General features: G+C 56.1%; 14 protein-coding genes. 12 read left to right on the top strand and 2 right to left on the bottom strand.

Annotation, left to right across the window (positions count from 1 at the left end):
* Position 1: 1 nt before the first annotated feature.
* The 5 genes from HV157_RS04935 to hpxK are packed head-to-tail and all read left to right on the top strand — an operon-like array spanning position 2 to position 4,535.
* Positions 2-667, top strand: a complete 666-nt coding sequence (locus tag HV157_RS04935) for an amino acid ABC transporter permease (protein WP_014169471.1) — start codon at positions 2-4, stop codon at positions 665-667.
* Positions 667-1,323, top strand: a complete 657-nt coding sequence (locus HV157_RS04930) for an amino acid ABC transporter permease (protein WP_025204495.1) — start codon at positions 667-669, stop codon at positions 1,321-1,323. Before HV157_RS04935 ends, HV157_RS04930 begins: the two co-directional genes overlap by 1 nt.
* The gene (locus HV157_RS04925) at positions 1,304-2,041 is read left to right on the top strand and encodes an amino acid ABC transporter ATP-binding protein (RefSeq protein WP_032677837.1); all 738 of its coding nucleotides are present in this window, start codon (positions 1,304-1,306) and stop codon (positions 2,039-2,041) included. The genes HV157_RS04930 and HV157_RS04925 overlap by 20 nt, the downstream gene beginning before the upstream one ends.
* A gap of 14 nt (positions 2,042-2,055) precedes the next feature.
* Positions 2,056-3,297 (top strand): alanine--glyoxylate aminotransferase family protein, encoded by a 1,242-nt coding sequence (locus tag HV157_RS04920; RefSeq protein ID WP_014169474.1) that lies wholly within the window; start codon positions 2,056-2,058, stop codon positions 3,295-3,297.
* Complete coding sequence (gene hpxK, locus HV157_RS04915; protein ID WP_063214612.1) at positions 3,294-4,535, top strand: allantoate amidohydrolase; 1,242 nt, start codon at positions 3,294-3,296, stop codon at positions 4,533-4,535. The genes HV157_RS04920 and hpxK overlap by 4 nt, the downstream gene beginning before the upstream one ends.
* Here hpxK and HV157_RS04910 read toward each other — a convergent pair.
* Positions 4,532-5,647: an ABC transporter ATP-binding protein gene (locus HV157_RS04910; protein ID WP_032681288.1), complete on the bottom strand. Its 1,116-nt coding sequence runs from the start codon at positions 5,645-5,647 to the stop codon at positions 4,532-4,534. The genes hpxK and HV157_RS04910 overlap by 4 nt on opposite strands.
* A gap of 321 nt (positions 5,648-5,968) precedes the next feature.
* Between HV157_RS04910 and HV157_RS04905 the strand changes: the two genes are divergently transcribed.
* The 6 genes from HV157_RS04905 to HV157_RS04880 all read left to right on the top strand — a co-directional run bounded on the left by HV157_RS04905 (position 5,969) and on the right by HV157_RS04880 (position 13,043).
* The gene (locus HV157_RS04905) at positions 5,969-7,183 is read left to right on the top strand and encodes an extracellular solute-binding protein (protein WP_040017105.1); all 1,215 of its coding nucleotides are present in this window, start codon (positions 5,969-5,971) and stop codon (positions 7,181-7,183) included.
* 57 nt (positions 7,184-7,240) lie between these two features.
* Positions 7,241-8,545, top strand: a complete 1,305-nt coding sequence (locus HV157_RS04900; RefSeq protein WP_020884733.1) for a sugar ABC transporter permease — start codon at positions 7,241-7,243, stop codon at positions 8,543-8,545.
* An 11-nt stretch (positions 8,546-8,556) separates the two neighbouring features.
* A complete protein-coding gene (locus HV157_RS04895; protein ID WP_014169479.1) occupies positions 8,557-9,408 on the top strand; it encodes a sugar ABC transporter permease in 852 nt (283 codons plus the stop codon).
* 2 nt (positions 9,409-9,410) lie between these two features.
* Positions 9,411-10,613 carry an arabinogalactan endo-beta-1,4-galactanase gene (locus HV157_RS04890; protein WP_182268440.1) on the top strand — a complete coding sequence of 401 codons (1,203 nt, stop codon included), beginning with the start codon at positions 9,411-9,413 and terminating at the stop codon, positions 10,611-10,613.
* Positions 10,614-10,643: 30 nt separating this feature from the next.
* Complete coding sequence (locus HV157_RS04885) at positions 10,644-12,701, top strand: beta-galactosidase (protein ID WP_182268441.1); 2,058 nt, start codon at positions 10,644-10,646, stop codon at positions 12,699-12,701.
* A gap of 99 nt (positions 12,702-12,800) precedes the next feature.
* Positions 12,801-13,043: a PTS transporter subunit EIIB gene (locus HV157_RS04880; protein ID WP_074164888.1), complete on the top strand. Its 243-nt coding sequence runs from the start codon at positions 12,801-12,803 to the stop codon at positions 13,041-13,043.
* Between the two features lie 104 nt (positions 13,044-13,147).
* Here HV157_RS04880 and HV157_RS04875 read toward each other — a convergent pair whose 3' ends face one another.
* The gene (locus HV157_RS04875) at positions 13,148-14,413 is read right to left on the bottom strand and encodes a maltoporin (RefSeq protein WP_086532703.1); all 1,266 of its coding nucleotides are present in this window, start codon (positions 14,411-14,413) and stop codon (positions 13,148-13,150) included.
* Between the two features lie 269 nt (positions 14,414-14,682).
* On the opposite strand from HV157_RS04875, the gene HV157_RS04870 reads away from it, so the two are divergent.
* On the top strand, positions 14,683-15,759 hold the full coding sequence (locus HV157_RS04870) for a LacI family DNA-binding transcriptional regulator (protein ID WP_041162527.1): 1,077 nt from the start codon (positions 14,683-14,685) through the stop codon (positions 15,757-15,759).
* Positions 15,760-15,791: the final 32 nt, after the last annotated feature.

The raw sequence follows: 15,791 nt of genomic DNA, 5'->3' as shown, positions 1-15,791 counted from the left end.
GATGACAGAGCAACTCCATTTCTCTGCGCTCTGGCCGTACTGGCCGGCGCTGCTGGCAGGGCTGTGGGTCACCATTCAACTGACGGTGATGGCAACCCTCGGCGGGCTGGCGATCGGTATTTTCGGGGCGGCGATTCGCAGCGGCCGGACGACGTGGTTCAGCCGAATCTGGGGCGGCTACGTGGAGATTATCCGCAACACGCCCTTTGTCGTGCAGCTGTTTTTCATTGTGTTCGGTCTGCCGAATCTGGGGCTGAAGATGACGGCGGGCGAAGCGGCGCTGCTGGCAATGGTTGTCAACCTGGGCGCGTACAGCACGGAGATTGTCCGTGCCGGTATTCAGGTTACGCCCAAAGGACAGTGGGAGGCCGGCCGCGTGCTGGGGCTTACCCGCCTGCAAACGTTTATACGCGTGGTGCTGCCACCGGCACTGCAGCGTATTTATCCGGCGCTGGTTAGCCAGTGCATTATCGTTATGCTCGGTTCGTCGGTGGTGTCGCAGGTCTCCTATGAAGAGCTGACTTTTGCCGCCAACCTGATTCAGTCAAGAACGTTCCTGAGCTTTGAGGTCTATCTGGTGACCACCGGAATTTACCTGGTGCTGTCAATTACCCTGCGCCAGCTAATGATGGCGGCAGGACGGAAGTGGCTGGGGGTACAGGCATGATGACCACCTTTACCGACTGGGACATTATTCGCAATCTGCTGCTCGCCGGACGCTGGACGGTGCTGCTGTCGCTGGTGGCGTTTGTCGGCGGTGCGGCGGTAACGCTGCCGCTGTTGCTGTTGCGCCTCACGGGTGGGCGTACGGTAAAACGTCTTATCCGCGGCTATATCGAACTGTTTCAGGGCACGCCGCTGCTGATGCAACTGTTCCTGGCCTTCTTCGGCGTGGCGCTGTTGGGTATCGATGTTTCGCCGTGGACCGCTGCGTCGCTGGCCCTGACGTTCTACACCAGCGCCTTTTTGCTTGATATCTGGTTTGGCAGTATTCGTGCGCTGCCGAAAGGGCAGTGGGAGGCGTCGCGCTGTCTGGGGCTGACCTTCGGCCAGACGCTGTTTCGCGTGGTGGCTCCCCAGGCGTTACGCATCGCCATCGCCCCAACGGTGGGGTTCGCCGTGCAGGTGATTAAGGGGACCGCGCTGGCATCCATTATCGGTTTTATCGAGCTGACCAAGGCCGGGACGATGCTGACCAACGTGACCTATCAGCCGTTTAAAGTCTTTGCGCTGGTGGCGCTCGGCTACTTCATTCTGTGTTATCCGCTGTCGCGCTACAGCCGTTATCTGGAGACTAAATTCAATGCCTCTCATCACCATTAATCAGGTGCAGAAGTACTACGGCGATAACCACGTGCTCAAGGGCGTGGATCTGGACATCGACATGGGCCAGGTTATTTCAATTATCGGGCGCAGCGGTTCGGGTAAAAGCACGCTGTTGCGCTGCATTAACGGCCTCGAAGGGTATCAGGACGGCAGCATCAAGCTCGGCGGCATGACCATTACCGACCGGGATTCCCAGGCGCGTGAAATCAGCCGCTCGGTCGGCATGGTATTTCAGAACTTCAACCTTTTCCCGCACATGACGGCGATGGAAAACGTGATGCTCGCGCCACGTCGGGTGCTGAAGAAAAGCGCAGCAGAATGTCAGGCACTGGCGCAGCGCATGCTGGAGAAAGTCGGGCTGGGTGACCGTCTGGATTACTACCCGTCAAGCCTCTCCGGGGGCCAGCAGCAGCGCGTGGCGATTGCTCGTGCTCTGGCGATGTCGCCTAAAGTTTTACTCTGTGACGAGATAACTTCCGCGCTCGATCCGGAACTGGTAGGCGAAGTGCTCAAGGTGCTGGAACAACTGGCCGCTGAGGGGATGACGCTGATCCTGGTGACCCATGAAATGAATTTTGCCCGCGAAGTGGGCGACCGCGTGGTGTTTATGCATCAGGGGCGCGTCTGGGAGCAGGGCGACAGCAAAACGCTGTTCGCTAACCCACAGACCACTGAGCTTAAACAGTTTATCTCCTCCGTGCGCGGCCTCAATTAACTAAGGACTTAAAAATGGATATCGCTCAATTTCCGCAAATCAATCCGCCACAACGTCTGCTGATGGGGCCGGGGCCGATCAACGCCGATCCGCGCGTGCTGCGTGCCATGTCGAGCCAGCTTATCGGCCAGTACGATCCGGCGATGACCCACTACATGAACGACGTCATGGCACTCTACCGCGGCGTGTTCCGCACGGAAAACCGCTGGACGATGCTGGTGGACGGCACCTCCCGCGCGGGAATTGAAGCGATTCTGGTATCGGCCATTCGTCCGGGGGACAAAGTGCTGGTGCCCGTTTTTGGTCGCTTCGGCCATCTGCTGTGCGAAATTGCCCGCCGCTGCCGCGCAGAGGTCCACACCATCGAGGTACCGTGGGGCGAGGTGTTCACACCGGATCGGGTGGAAGATGCAATTAAACGCGTGCGTCCGCGCCTGCTGTTAACCGTGCAGGGGGATACGTCCACCACCATGCTGCAGCCGCTTGCAGAACTCGGGGCAATCTGCCGTCGTTACGATGTCCTGTTCTATACCGATGCTACCGCGTCGCTCGGCGGCAACGCTCTGGAGACCGATGCCTGGGGGCTGGATGCGGTCTCGGCGGGGATGCAGAAATGTCTTGGCGGTCCGTCCGGTACCTCGCCTGTTACCCTGAGCCCGCGGATGGAAGAGGCAATCCGTCGCCGCAAATGCATCGAAGAGGGGATCCGTACCGATGCCCATCGCGACGGCGACGAAGAGATGATTTACTCCAACTATTTCGACCTCGGCATGGTGATGGATTACTGGGGACCCGAGCGTCTGAACCACCACACCGAAGCGACCACCGCGCTGTTTGGCGCCCGCGAATGTGCCCGCCTGATTCTGCAGGAAGGGCTGGATAACGGTATCGCCCGCCACAAGCTGCACGGGGATGCGCTGCTGAAAGGTATTCAGGCGATGGGACTCGAGACCTTCGGCGACCTCAGGCACAAGATGAACAACGTGCTGGGCGTGCTTATCCCTCAGGGCGTAAACGGTGACCAGGTGCGTAAACTGATGCTGGAGGATTTCGGCATTGAAATCGGTACTTCGTTTGGTCCGCTGCACGGCAAAGTGTGGCGTATTGGCACCATGGGCTATAACGCGCGTAAAGACTGCGTGATGACCACCCTGAGTGCGCTGGAGTCGGTACTGAACTACCTGAAGTTTTCCACTACGCAGGGTGCTGCGATGCAGGCTGCGTGGGATCATTACCGCACTGAGACGGCGCTATGAATCACGCGACACGCCAGCAGGCGGCAGAACGTGTGATGGCCCGCGCCGATGCGCTGGCCGCCATCAGCGAAACCCAGGATTCTCTTACCCGCGTGTATCTCTCTGCCCAGCATCTGCAGGCTAACCAGCTGGTCGGGCAGTGGATGAACCAGGCGGGCATGACCGTCTGGCAGGACAGCGTGGGGAATATCTGCGGACGTTATGAAGGCGAGCAGGAGGGCGCACCGGCGGTGTTGCTTGGCTCGCATCTGGATACCGTGCGCAATGCCGGGCGCTACGACGGGATGCTGGGGGTGCTGACGGCCATTGAAGTCGTTGACAGCCTGCATCAGCAGGGAAAACGGCTGGCGCAGGCCGTTGAGATTGTCGGCTTTTGCGATGAAGAGGGTACCCGCTTTGGTATCACGCTGTTGGGCAGCCGCGCGCTGACGGGCACCTGGCCTGTGGGCTGGCTCGACACGTGCGATGCCAGAGGTATCAGCGTGGCGCAGGCGATGGTACAGGCAGGGTTAGATCCCAGCCGTGTCGCGATGGCCGCGCGACGCCCGGATGATTTCAGCGCCTGTCTGGAACTGCATATTGAACAAGGACCGTGTCTGGAACAGGCCGGTCTGGCGCTGGGCGTGGTTGAAGCCATTAACGGCGCGCGTCGTCTGAACTGCCGCTTCACCGGTGAGGCCGGCCACGCCGGGACCGTGCCGATGGCGCATCGTAAGGACGCGCTGGCCGCCGCCGCCGAATGGATGGTGCTGATTGAAAACACCACCCGTCAGCACGGCGGAAACCTGGTGGCCACGGTGGGTGAGTTGCGCTGTCTGCCTGGTGCGGTAAACGTCATCCCCGGCGAGGTCGCGCTCTCGTTAGATATTCGCGGCCCGCAGGATGCGCCGCTTGACCTTCTGCTTACTGCACTGCTGACGCAGGCGCAGGCGATAGCGGCCCGTCGCGGAATACATTTTGCAGCCGACGAATTTTACCGAATCGCCGCCACGCCATGCGATACACGTCTGCAGGCGCTGCTGGCGGAGGCTGTAGAATCGGTGCAGGGGAAGACATTATCGCTGCCGAGCGGTGCCGGTCATGACACCATCGCCCTGGCGGAGCGCTGGCCGGTAGGGATGTTGTTTGTGCGGTGTAGGGGAGGCGTCAGCCACCATCCGGCGGAATCGGTGATGGCTGAGGATGTCGCGCTGGCGATTGATGCCTTTACGCGTGCGGTAACGCGTCTGGCGGGTTAAGCGACCGAGCGTACCGCTTCATCGATGTCGGCGCTCACCCGCACATCCTGCTCGTCAAACACCATGCAGTGGCGATCATCAAAAGCCACATCAATTTGCTGCCACGGTGCGAATTTCACATCGCCCGGCAGCAAAATCTTCACATTGTCGTGGCCGTAGCACTGACCAAAGAGGTAGGTGTTGTTGCCCAGACGCTCAACCACTTCACAGTTAAACGTCAGCCGCGTGCCGTGGCGGAGATCGGTGGTTAAATGTTCCGGACGAATGCCCAGCGTCACCGGGCTGCCTGCGTTCAACGGTGTGGTGGTCAGGGCCAGTGTGAGTGTCTTCTGCTGGGATAATCTCACCGTCAGCTCACCCGGTTGCCAGGACTCTACCGTTGCCGGCAGGAAATTCATCTTCGGCGAGCCGATAAACCCGGCCACGAACTTGTTCGCCGGTTTGTAGTAGAGTTCCATCGGCGCGCCCATCTGCTCAACCTTTCCGTAGTTCATCACCACAATTTTATCAGCCAGGGTCATCGCTTCTATCTGGTCGTGGGTGACATACACCATGGTGGTTTTCAGCTCCTGGTGCAGACGGGCAAGATGCAGACGCATCTCCACGCGCAGCTCGGCATCCAGGTTGGAGAGCGGTTCGTCGAACATAAAGACCCGCGGATTACGTACGATGGCGCGGCCAATGGCCACACGCTGGCGCTGGCCGCCGGAAAGCTGCTTAGGTTTGCGATCCAGAAGATGGGAAAGCTGCAGCGTTTTGGCCACCATCTCGACCTGATGGCGGATCTGATCTTTCGGCACCTTATTGACCTTCAGGCCGTAGCCCATGTTTTCGGCCACCGTCATATGTGGGTAGAGCGCATAGGACTGAAACACCATCGCCACGCCGCGGTGGGAGGGGGCAACGTCGTTCATCACCTCGTCACCAATCAACACTTCCCCTTCGCTAATGTCCTCTAGTCCAGCAATCATGCGCAGCATTGTCGATTTACCGCAGCCGGAAGGACCGACAAAGACGGCAAACTCACCGTCTTCAATCTCAAGATTCACGTTGTGCAAGGTTACGGTGTCGCCAAAGCGTTTGGTGACATTCCTCAATTGTATGTTCGACATCTGTATTCCCCGAGTAAACCGCCGCGTATGTATTACGTATAACAATTATTTGCTACATGGCTGGACGGTGCAATTTGTCTGCTCTGACTATAACTTCCAGTATTCACGCACCCTATACCGATATTCCATTAATGTTATGACGATCACACAACTTACAGTTTTTTGTAGAGTTATCATGATGTGAAGGGTAGCGTATACCAAACCAAAGGCATTTGATGTTATACGTTGTACGCCAGTGTTAGTCGGTTTTCTGGCGAAGGTGTATGGCGGTGAAATGCAATAACAACCATAAAATTGTTATACCTTCACATGAGGTTGATAATGAAAAAGAACATACTCGCTGCTCTGATCCTCTCTACGCTCGCGGTGCAGGCTCACGCCACCACGCAGCTTAACGTCTGGGAAGACATCAAAAAGTCGTCCGGCATTAAAGACGCGGTCGCCGATTTCGAAAAGCAGTACGACGTTAAGGTTAACCTGCAGGAGATGCCTTACGCGCAGCAGCTGGAAAAACTGCGCCTCGACGGCCCGGCAGGAATTGGCCCGGACGTGCTGGTCATTCCCAATGATCAACTCGGCGGCGCGGTTGTGCAAGGGCTGCTGACCCCCCTGAATCTGGAGGCGAAGCAGACCGAACAGTACACGCCGGCGTCGATAAATGCCTTCAAAATGGATAACACCCTTTACGGTGTGCCGAAAGCGGTTGAGACGCTGGTGCTGATTTACAACAAAGACCTGATCGCGAAGCCGCTCAATTCACTTCAGGACTGGTATGACTTTTCTAAACAGCAGCGCGCCAAAAACCAGTACGGCCTGCTCGCCAAGTTCGACCAGATTTACTACAGCTGGGGGGCTATCTCCCCGATGGGCGGGTACATCTTCGGTAAAAACGATAAAGGCGGTTATAACGCCAGCGACGTGGGCCTGAACAAGCCGGGCGCGGTAGACGCGGTCACCTACCTGAAAAAATTCTATGCCGATGACGTATTCCCGGCGGGGATCATTGGCGATAACGGTCTGAATGCGATCGATTCTCTGTTTACCGAGAAAAAAGCGGCAGCCGTCATCAACGGTCCGTGGGCGTTCCAGCCGTATGAAGCGGCGGGCATTAACTACGGCGTTGCGCCGCTGCCGACGCTGCCGGACGGTAAGCCAATGAGTTCATTCCTGGGCGTGAAGGGCTATGTCGTCTCTACCTGGAGCAAAGACAAAGCCATGGCGCAGAAATTTATCGAATTTATCAACCAGCCGCAGTACGTCAAAACGCGCTATATCGCGACGCGTGAAATTCCGCCGCTGACCGCGATGATTGACGATCCGCTCATTAAGAACGACGAGAAAGCCAGCGCGGTTGCCGTGCAGGCCGCACGGGCGACAGCGATGCCGGGCATTCCGGAAATGGGTGAAGTCTGGGCTCCGGCGAACGCGGCCCTCGAGCTGAGCCTGACCGGTAAACAGGATCCGAAAGCCGCGCTCGACAGCGCAGAAAAACAGGTTCAGATGCAAATCGAAGCCATGCAGGCCAGCAACCAGTAGTTTTCTGACGTCGCAGAACGGGAGGGCGTCTCTCCCGTTTTTTGAAAGGAGTTGTTTGTGAGTATCATCCCGGAACATTTTGCCAAACCGCGCGTGGCCGGGCGTCACGCCTGGACCAGCCTGCTGCTGGCGGTCATTCCCGGCTTCGGTCAGTTTTACCACCGTCAGTGGCTGAAAGGGGTCATCTTCCTGGTGCTGCTTGCCAGTTTTATCGGCGTATTTGCTGATTTTCTGCGCGAAGGGCTGTGGGGACTGGTGACGCTGGGTGAGGAGGTGCCACGCGACAACTCCATCTTCCTGCTGGCGGAGGGGATCATCAGCGTGTTAATCGCTGCGTTCGGCGTGATGGTGTATTACCTGTCGATGCGTGATGCGTGGGTCAATGGCCTGAAACGTGACGAAGGGTTGCAGCTTAACAGCGTGCGTAAACAGTATCAGATGCTATTGAGCGACGGCTTCCCGTATCTGATGATCACCCCGGGCTTTATCCTGCTGGTGTTTGTGGTGGTGTTTCCCATTTTGTTCGGGTTTGCCATCGCCTTTACCAATTACAACCTCTACCACACGCCGCCGGCTAAGCTGGTTGACTGGGTCGGGTTTAAGAACTTCATCAATATCTTTACGCTCTCTATCTGGCGTTCCACCTTCTTCGACGTGCTGCAGTGGACGGTGGTCTGGACGCTGCTCGCCACTACGCTGCAGTGTACGGTGGGCGTACTGCTGGCGATTCTGGTGAACCAGAAAGATTTACGCTTTAAGCCGCTGATCCGCACCATCTTTATTTTGCCGTGGGCGGTGCCGGGCTTTGTCACCATCCTGGTTTTCGCCGGGATGTTTAATGACTCGTTCGGGGTGATTAACAACGCCATTCTGGCCTTCTTTGGGATTGCGCCTAAAGCCTGGATGACCGATCCGTTCTGGACCAAAACGGCGCTGATCATGATGCAAACCTGGCTTGGTTTCCCGTTTGTTTTCGCCATGACCACCGGCGTGCTGCAGGCCATTCCTGATGACCTGTATGAAGCGGCCACCATGGACGGCGCCAGCAGCTGGACCCGGTTGCGGACCATTACGCTGCCGCTGGTGCTCTACGCCATAGCGCCGATCCTGATTACGCAATACACCTTTAACTTCAATAATTTCAACATCATCTATCTGTTCAATAACGGCGGGCCGGCGGTAGTGGGGTCGAATGCGGGCGGCACCGACATTCTGGTGTCGTGGATCTACAAACTGACGATGTCATCTTCGCAATATGCCATTGCGGCGACCATCACCATCCTGCTGTCTGTTTTTGTCGTCGGCCTGGCGTTATGGCAGTTCCGCGCCACCAAATCTTTCAAAAATGACGACATGGCGTAAGGGACGTAACAATGGCTAAATCACAAAGTATTAAACGTGAGAAATGGGTCCGCCTTTCACTCTCCTGGCTGGTTATTGTGCTGGTGTCGGTCATCATCATTTACCCGTTGGTGTGGACGGTGGGCGCCTCACTCAACGCGGGCAACAGCCTGTTAAGCTCCTCTGTTATTCCGCAGAACCTGTCGTTCCAGCATTACGCCGACCTGTTTAATGGTCAGGTGAACTACATGACGTGGTACTGGAACTCGATGAAAATCAGCTTCCTGACCATGGTGTTGACCTTAATCAGCGTTAGCTTTACCGCCTATGCCTTCTCGCGTTTTCGCTTTAAGGGGCGGCAGAACGGACTGATGCTCTTCCTGCTGCTGCAGATGATCCCGCAGTTCTCGGCGCTGATTGCCATCTTCGTGCTCTCGCAGCTGTTGGGCTTAATCAACAGCCATCTGGCGCTGGTGCTGATTTACGTTGGCGGCATGATCCCAATGAATACCTATCTGATGAAGGGCTACCTGGACGCCATTCCTAAGGATCTGGATGAGTCCGCGCGCATGGACGGAGCCAGTAACTTCCGCATCTTCATCGAGATCATCATGCCGCTTTCCAAACCCATTGTGGCGGTGGTGGCGCTGTTCTCCTTCACCGGGCCGCTGGGGGATTTCATTCTCTCCAGCACCATTTTGCGCACCCCGGACAAATACACCTTACCCATCGGGCTTTATAACCTGGTGGCGCAAAAAATGGGTGCCAGTTACACCACCTACGCGGCAGGCGCGGTGCTGATTGCGGTGCCGGTCGCGATCCTTTATCTGGCCTTACAAAAATACTTCGTCTCCGGTCTGACCTCCGGGAGTACTAAGGGATAACCATGAAAAGACTCAAACCCGCTTTGCTTGCTGTTTGTCTTTCTTGCGGTCTTGCCGCGAGTGCGTTTGCCGCGGACGGGGTAAAAACGCGTCCTTTTAACGCCATGCCGGCAGACTTTATTAAGGGGGCGGACATCTCGACGCTGCTCGAGGCGGAACAGCATGGCGCAACATTTTATAACCAGAACGGCCAGCAGCAGGATGCGATTGCCATTCTGAAAGCCAACGGTGTGAACTATGTGCGCCTGCGTTTGTGGGTGGATCCGCAGGATGCCAACGGAAATACCTACGGGGGCGGCAGTAACAATCTGGAAAACACGCTGGCGCTGGCGAAGCGCGTAAAGGCCCAGGGCATAAAACTCCTGCTCGATTTCCACTACAGCGATTTCTGGACCGACCCGGGCAAACAGTTCAAACCAAAAGCCTGGGAGAAGATGGATTACCCGCAGCTTAAAACGGCAATCCATGACTATACGCGCGACACCATTGCCCGCTTTAAAAAAGAGGGCGTGCTGCCGGACATGGTCCAGATTGGTAATGAAATCAATGGCGGGCTGCTCTGGCCGGAAGGCAAAAGCTGGGGGCAGGGTGGCGGCGAGTTTGACCGCGTAGCCGGGTTACTCAACGCCGCAATCAGCGGGATGAAAGAGAACCTGACCGACGGCGAGCAGGTGAAAATTATGCTGCACCTGGCCGAAGGCACTAAAAATGACACCTTCCGCTGGTGGTTTGATGAGATCACGAAGCGCGAAGTGCCGTTCGATATTATCGGCCTGTCGATGTACACCTACTGGAATGGCCCGATCGGCGCGCTGAAAGCCAATATGGATGACATCAGCAAACGCTATAACAAAGACGTCATTGTGGTGGAAGCGGCCTATGGCTATACGCTGGAGAACTGCGATAACGCAGAAAACAATTTCCAGGCCAAAGAAGAGAAGGACGGTGGCTATCCCGGCACCGTGCAGGGTCAGTACGATTATATCCACGATTTAATGCAGGCCGTGATTGACGTTCCCGATCGTCGCGGTAAGGGCCTGTTTTACTGGGAGCCGACCTGGATTGCCGTACCGGGCACCACATGGGCCACCAAAACTGGCATGAAATATATCCATGATGACTGGAAAGAGGGAAATGCCCGCGAAAACCAGGCGTTATTTGATTGTCATGGCAAAGTGCTGCCGTCGATAACGGTATTTAAATAGTATTCTGTTTCACTTCAGGACGTTTTTAATATGAATAAATTTGCGCCTTTAAGTTCGAAGGTCGCTGCGTTATTGCATGGCGCCGACTATAACCCGGAGCAATGGGAGAATTACCCCGGTATTATTGAAAAAGATATTGCCATGATGCAGCAGGCGAAATGTAATGTCATGTCGGTGGGCATATTTAGCTGGGCGAAGCTCGAACCGCGTGAAGGGGAATATGATTTTGTCTGGCTGGATAACGTCATTGATAAATTATATTCAGCGGGGATCCATATTTTCCTCGCCACGCCGAGCGGTGCGCGCCCGGCATGGATGTCGCAAAAATACCCACAGGTGCTGCGCGTAGGGCGTAACCGCGTGCCTGCGCTGCACGGTGGGCGTCATAACCACTGTATGTCTTCCCCGGTGTACCGTGAGAAGACATTCAAAATGAATACCTTACTGGCTGAGCGTTATTCACAGCACCCGGCGGTGCTGGGCTGGCATATCTCCAATGAGTACGGCGGTGAGTGCCACTGCGATCTGTGCCAGGAGCGCTTTCGTGACTGGCTGAAAGCGCGCTACAAAACCCTGGATGCGCTGAACCACGCATGGTGGAGCACCTTCTGGAGCCACACCTATAGCGACTGGTCGCAGATTGAGTCACCTGCGCCGCAGGGCGAGGTGTCCATTCACGGTCTGAACCTCGACTGGCGCCGCTTTAATACGGCGCAGGTAACAGATTTCTGCCGCCATGAGGTTGCGCCGCTAAAAGCCGTCAACGCAGCGTTGCCGGTGACGACCAACTTCATGGAGTACTTCTACGATTACGACTACTGGCAGCTTGCGAAAGCGATCGACTTTATCTCCTGGGACAGCTACCCGATGTGGCACAAGGAGAAAGACGAAACCCAGCTCGCCTGCTATACCGCCATGTACCACGACATGATGCGCAGCCTGAAAGGCGGAAAACCTTTTGTGCTGATGGAGTCCACGCCGAGCACCACCAACTGGCAGCCGACCAGCAAGCTGAAAAAGCCGGGGATGCATATTCTCTCGTCAATGCAGGCGGTGGCACACGGGGCCGATGCGGTGCAGTACTTCCAGTGGCGTAAAAGCCGCGGTTCGGTGGAGAAATTCCACGGGGCGGTTATCGACCACGTGGGGCATCTTGATACGCGTGTCGGGCGCGAAGTGACGCGTCTGGGCGAAATGCTTGAGCGCCTGCCGGGGGTGGTCGGGTGTCGCACGCAGGCACGGGTGGCGATTATCTTCGACCAGCAAAATCGCTGGGCGCTGGACGATGCCGAAGGGCCGCGTAATATGGGGATGGAGTACGAAAAAACCGTTAACGAACACTACCGTCCGTTCTGGGAAAAAGGCATCGCGGTGGATGTGATTGATGCCGATGGCGATCTCAGCCAGTACGCGCTGGTGATTGCGCCGATGCTTTATATGGTGCGGGAAGGCTTTGCCGAACGCGCAGAAGCGTTTGTCGCCGGGGGCGGCCATCTGGTGACCACCTACTGGAGCGGCATCGTGGATGAAAGCGATCTTTGTCATCTCGGCGGGTTCCCGGGGCCGCTGCGTAAACTGCTCGGCATCTGGGCAGAAGAGATTGACTGTCTCGGTGAGGGAGAACGTAATCTGGTACAGGGGCTGGCGGGTAATGCGGCTGGCCTGCAGGGGCCGTATCAGGTTCATCATTTGTGCGAACTGATCCATGTCGAAAACGCTCAGCCGCTGGCGACCTACCGGGATGATTTCTACGCCGGTCGGCCTGCCGTGACGGTGAACCGTTTCGGCAAGGGGAAAGCGTGGCATGTGGCGTCGCGCAACGATCTGCCGTTCCAGCGTGATTTCTTCGCCGGGATTATTGACGAACTGGGGCTGCCGCGGGCCATGGAATGCGATTTCCCACCGGGTGTGGTGGCAACGGCCCGCACGGACGGCGAAACCACGTGGGTGTTTGTGCAGAACTACACCGCCCAGCAGCAGCTCATTACGCTGCCGCAGGGGTATACCGACTGCATGACCGATGCCGTCGCCGCGGGTGATACCGCTCTGCTGCCGTGGGATTGTCGGGTACTCAGGCGTAAAGCGTAGTCGCTGAGGGCGTCGCGTCGTACAACCCTGGCTAATCAATCTGAAGGCGCCTGCTCTATGAGCAGGCATTTTTTTATCTGCATAACAGAGAGGCGTATTATGGACAGTGAAATAACTCAGCGTTTAATTCCTGCATTCGGCGGCGACGATAATATCGAACATGTTGAAGCCTGCATTACCCGTTTGCGCGTCACGGTAAAAGATTTAAATAAGGTGGATACGCAGGCGTTACAACAGGAGGGGGCGCTGGGCGTGATTATTATCGGCCAGCAGGTGCATGCGATATTTGGCCGGCAGTCTGATACCTTGCGGCAATTATTAGATGCGCATTTTAGTCATTAATAATAAAAAAGGGATAGCCAAAATAATGGCTATCCCAAACGAGGAGAATAGACTGCCAGTTGTTGGAGATACAATAACGATTAACGCATATCAGGAAATAAACATTACCACCAGGCTTCCACCTGCACGCCAAAATTCCAGGTATTATTTGCGGTGCCGTCTTCGAAGGATTGTCCTTTCTCGGAGTCATTCAGGTAAGAGGCGAAGACGCGCAGTTCAGGACGCGACATAAAATCAGGCCCATCCGCCAGTCCGAGTGCGAGGGTGTACTTCTCTCCGCTCTGCTTGTAGCTGGAGCCGTCGGTGTAGGTATCTTTCTGGTAGAAACCGCCCACTTCACCAATCAGACGCACGTATTCGGTGAACTGGTACTGCGCGCGACCCACCAGAGAGACAAGGCGCGATTTATCGGTGAATTGCGTGGTGTCATCCGCCGAGCCCCAGGTCAGCACGTGGTTGAAGGAGAGCTTGTCCGTAATCGGAATTAAGCCGGTGTTAATCACACGGTAGCCGCTGGCGTCGTTCACGTAGTTCCACATGTCATACCAGCCGCCGCCCTGGGACACCATGTTTTGCGCCAGGCCTTTGTTCGCATACTGCAGCACCAGCTTGTTGTAGCCGCCTAACATGTCCTGGCTGATCTCACCGGTGACCATGACGCCGTTGTCGGCCTCATACAGCCCACCGTACTCTTTCTGCTTATTGGTGGGGTTTGGCATGGCGTAATCAATGCCCACTTCAGTCCATGCACCCGCCCACGGCTTCCAGCCCGCATAGCGAAGGTCGATGTAGTTGATATTGACGTCACTATCGCCGTCCACGCGGTAGTCTACGTCGTTGGCATCGCCACGGATCCAGGCCACGGACACCGCACCCGGTCCGAGCGTGTAGTTTTCGATACCGGCACCCGCGCCTGAGATGTTCCAGTATTTGGTGTCAATGATGTGCAGGTCATGGCGCTGGTAGTAGCGCTTACCGCCCCAGATCACCGCGTTCGGATCGCCGGGGATCAGCCCCTTGATCTGCAGATTCAGCTGACGCAACCCGAACTGCGCATCGTCTCCGAAGGTGGTTTCATTGTCGTTAGAGCCGTCAGAGACCATGCTCACCATGCTGTCGAGGTAGAAGCTGACTTCGTTCTTTTTGTACACCTCTGAGCCCAGCTCCAGCTCGCCGTAGGTATCGGCCTCGTTACCCAGACGGCCAATTTTATTTTTTTGCCACTCCTCCATCCCACCATCCCGTGAGACGCCCACACCGGAGCGAAGATACCCATGAAAATCAATTGGTACTGAAGACGCTGCAAACAGCGAAGGAGACGCTAACGCGGCAGCCAACGCAACAGATACAGAGCGGATCGTCGTGTTCATTGTTACCCTCTTATTGTTTTGTAATACGTTCACAAATCCGCTGTCATAAAATGCCTAAACCTTTTTTCTGGCAATTACGCGATCGTTAATCTGTGATTAAGTGCAAATAAAATAGCCAATTTTGTTACGATTGATGAGGTGTGACCAGAAATGTAGTATTGTGAACGTAATACTTTTTGATGGTGTTATGGCAGCCGAAAGTGCCCAGTGGGCGTTTTTTTATATCGCCCCTGATACAATCAGCGCATAACAACATAAGGAACCGGACCATGAAGTCGAAAAGCGCAACGTTAGAGGACGTCGCACGCCATGCGGGCGTCTCCTATCAGACCGTGTCCAGGGTACTGAATAAATCTGCCAATGTATCCGAAGCCACGCGTCACAAGGTGGAGAAATCCATAGAGTTATTGCGGTATGTCCCGAACCGCCTGGCGCAGCAGCTGGTCGGAAAGCAGACCCAGACCGTCGGACTGGTGACGATTTCGCTGGCTTTGCATGCGCCGTCACAGGTCGCCGCGGCGGTAAAACGCTATGCAAATGTGGAAGGGTATCAGGTGTTGATCTCCATGATTGATGAGAACGTCAACCACAGCATCCAGGATTCGATCAATGAACTGAAATCTCAGCTCGTCAGTAAGGTGATCATCAACGTCCCGCTGGAAGCAGAGCAGGCGCAGAAAATCGCGACGGACAACGACGATATCGTCTGTCTGTTCCTCGACGTTGACCCTTACAGTTCCGTGTTTAACGTTTCGTTTAACCCGGCAGATGGCACCCGTGCCAGCGTCAAATATCTCTACGAACTGGGGCACCGGGAAATCGCGTTGCTGGCGGGGCCAGCCTCTTCTGTCTCGGCGCAGCTCAGGCTGAAAAGCTGGATTGAAACCCTGAACGGTTACGGTCTGGAGCCGGCCTCGGTGATCCGCGGGAACTGGGATGCGCAGAGCGGTTACGCGGGTGCGTTGCAGATGCTGCGCGAGACGCCGCAATTTTCTGCCGTGCTGGTGGCCAACGACCAGATGGCGCTGGGGGTATTAAGTGCTTTCCATCAGCATCAGATTTCCATTCCGGGTGAAAAATCGGTGATTGGCTACGATGACACCTACGAAAGCTCATTCTTCTATCCGGCATTGACCACGGTATCGCTGGACCTGGATCTGCAGGGGAAGGAGGCGGTGCGCCGCATTCTTGACAGTGGCGAAGACAATGCCGTGCGCATGTCATCCATTTTGCCTGCCCGGCTGGTGGTGCGGCAGTCGACCGGGCCGAAAGGTGAGAAGGGCAAAAACCTGCAGGCGCTGGCGCAACAGCTTCGTGATATCGCACATCAGCTTGGCGATATGTAAAACGGTGAGCACCTCAACCCGGTGGGTGAGGT

The sequence above is a fragment of the Enterobacter sp. RHBSTW-00318 genome (assembly GCF_014101375.1).
Taxonomy (GTDB): domain Bacteria; phylum Pseudomonadota; class Gammaproteobacteria; order Enterobacterales; family Enterobacteriaceae; genus Enterobacter; species Enterobacter ludwigii.
Note: the sequence above shows the minus strand (reverse complement) of the source record. Positions and strands in the feature narration are given on the sequence as shown.

Excerpts from the sequence above, each read along its gene's own strand:
- HV157_RS04880 (WP_074164888.1), top strand. The coding sequence starts at position 12,801 with ATGGACAGTGAAATAACTCAGCGTTTAATTCCTGCATTCGGCGGCGAC.
- HV157_RS04885 (WP_182268441.1), top strand. The coding sequence starts at position 10,644 with ATGAATAAATTTGCGCCTTTAAGTTCGAAGGTCGCTGCGTTATTGCAT.
- hpxK (WP_063214612.1), top strand. The coding sequence starts at position 3,294 with ATGAATCACGCGACACGCCAGCAGGCGGCAGAACGTGTGATGGCCCGC.
- HV157_RS04895 (WP_014169479.1), top strand. The coding sequence starts at position 8,557 with ATGGCTAAATCACAAAGTATTAAACGTGAGAAATGGGTCCGCCTTTCA.
- HV157_RS04890 (WP_182268440.1), top strand. The coding sequence starts at position 9,411 with ATGAAAAGACTCAAACCCGCTTTGCTTGCTGTTTGTCTTTCTTGCGGT.
- HV157_RS04905 (WP_040017105.1), top strand. The coding sequence starts at position 5,969 with ATGAAAAAGAACATACTCGCTGCTCTGATCCTCTCTACGCTCGCGGTG.
- HV157_RS04930 (WP_025204495.1), top strand. The coding sequence starts at position 667 with ATGACCACCTTTACCGACTGGGACATTATTCGCAATCTGCTGCTCGCC.
- HV157_RS04870 (WP_041162527.1), top strand. The coding sequence starts at position 14,683 with ATGAAGTCGAAAAGCGCAACGTTAGAGGACGTCGCACGCCATGCGGGC.
- HV157_RS04920 (WP_014169474.1), top strand. The coding sequence starts at position 2,056 with ATGGATATCGCTCAATTTCCGCAAATCAATCCGCCACAACGTCTGCTG.
- HV157_RS04935 (WP_014169471.1), top strand. The coding sequence starts at position 2 with ATGACAGAGCAACTCCATTTCTCTGCGCTCTGGCCGTACTGGCCGGCG.
- HV157_RS04910 (WP_032681288.1), bottom strand. The coding sequence starts at position 5,647 with ATGTCGAACATACAATTGAGGAATGTCACCAAACGCTTTGGCGACACC.
- HV157_RS04875 (WP_086532703.1), bottom strand. The coding sequence starts at position 14,413 with ATGAACACGACGATCCGCTCTGTATCTGTTGCGTTGGCTGCCGCGTTA.
- HV157_RS04925 (WP_032677837.1), top strand. The coding sequence starts at position 1,304 with ATGCCTCTCATCACCATTAATCAGGTGCAGAAGTACTACGGCGATAAC.